General features: G+C 77.2%; 1 protein-coding gene and 1 pseudogene. One reads left to right on the forward strand and one right to left on the reverse strand.

Annotated features, from left to right (window positions below; all coding sequences use genetic code 11):
* A pseudogene (locus ACFW2E_RS46960) lies at positions 1-495 on the forward strand (gfo/Idh/MocA family oxidoreductase); the annotation flags it as partial.
* 13 nt (positions 496-508) lie between these two features.
* On the opposite strand, the gene ACFW2E_RS46965 reads toward ACFW2E_RS46960, so the two are convergent.
* Positions 509-1,360, reverse strand: an 852-nt coding sequence (locus ACFW2E_RS46965; RefSeq protein ID WP_384478317.1) for an NAD-dependent epimerase/dehydratase family protein, incomplete at its 5' end; no start/stop codon positions are given.

Consider the following 1,360-nt stretch of genomic DNA (forward strand, 5'->3'; position numbering starts at 1 on the left):
GGGGACATCCGTCACCGCCGCGACCTGGACGGCGGTGCGCTCACCGGTGTTGGCGGCTATCCGCTGCGCACCGCGCTGCGCCACCTCGGGACCGGCCTCGAAGTGGCCGGGGCGCATCTCAAGCCGGACCCGCGCACGGGAGTCGACACCGGCGGGGCGGCGCTGCTCACGGCGCCCAACGGCGCGGTGGCCCAGCTCGGGTTCGGCCTGGAGCACGCCTACCGCGGCCGGTACGAGCTCACGGGCTCGCGGGGCCGCATCACGGTGCCCCGCGCCTACACGCCGCCCGCCAACCACACGGCAGTGATCCACCTCGAACGGGGCGGCAGGCACGAGGCGTTGCTCGTACCCCCGCACGACCAGTTCCGTTCCGTGGTGAGGGCCTTCGTCGAGGGCATCCGCTCGGCCACCCCGTCCCCGCTCACGGGCACGGCACTGGTCGAACAGGCGCGGCTGGTCGAGGAGGTCCGCGCCGTCGCGCAGCACGGAAGGTGACGGACCCGCCGGGTCAGGCCTCCGCCCGGCGTCGTGCGACGGCCGCCACCACATCGTCGACGGCCCGGCGCAGGGGCACCTCGGGGCGCCACCCCGTCACGTCCCGGAAGACCGACGAGTCGATGACGAGGTCGCGGAGGTCACCGGTCTCGGCGTAGTCGGGCGCATCCACGGACAGCACCGGGACGGGGGGCCGTCCGGTGTGCAGGGCCGCCGTGTCGGCGATGGTCCGGAACAGGTCGCCGAGCGCGACGGCGTGCCCCCCCACCGCGCAGGCGCGGCCGTCGAGGGCCGCCGCGTGGTCGAGCGCGACGGCGAACGCGCGGGCCGCGTCGCTCACGTCGAGGAACTCGCGCCGCACAGTGCCGTCGTGCCACATGGTGAGCGCCTCGCCGGACAGGGCCCGGCCGGCCATCGCGGGCGCCACCCCCGCCGCGCTGCCGACGGTGGTCGGCAGGCGCAGCGCGACGCCACGGACAGCGCCCAGGGCCGCGGCATCCAGCAGGTACCGCTCCGCGGCGGCCTTCTGCCGGGCGTAGGCGCTGCGCTGGGGGCCGTCGTCCGCCACCTGGTTGGTGCTGGCCAGGAGCAGGACCGGGGGCGGCCCTCCGCCGGGCGCCGCCGCGCACTGCGCGATCACGTCACGCACCAGGCCCACGTTCACCCGCTTCGCCCGGGGGTCCGACGCGGCGGACCGCCACGCGCCCCGGCCACTCATGTGCGCGACCAGGTGGATCACCGCGTCGGCGCCGCGGACCGCGTCGGCGACGGCGCCCTTTGTGGTGAGGTCGGCGCGCATCACCTCGGTCGCCGCCCGGCCGCCGGCCGGCACGGCGAACGGGCCGCGCGCCCCCGCGCGCAGCCG

The sequence above is a fragment of the Streptomyces sp. NPDC058964 genome, from assembly GCF_042741275.1.
Taxonomy (GTDB): Bacteria; Actinomycetota; Actinomycetes; order Streptomycetales; family Streptomycetaceae; genus Streptomyces.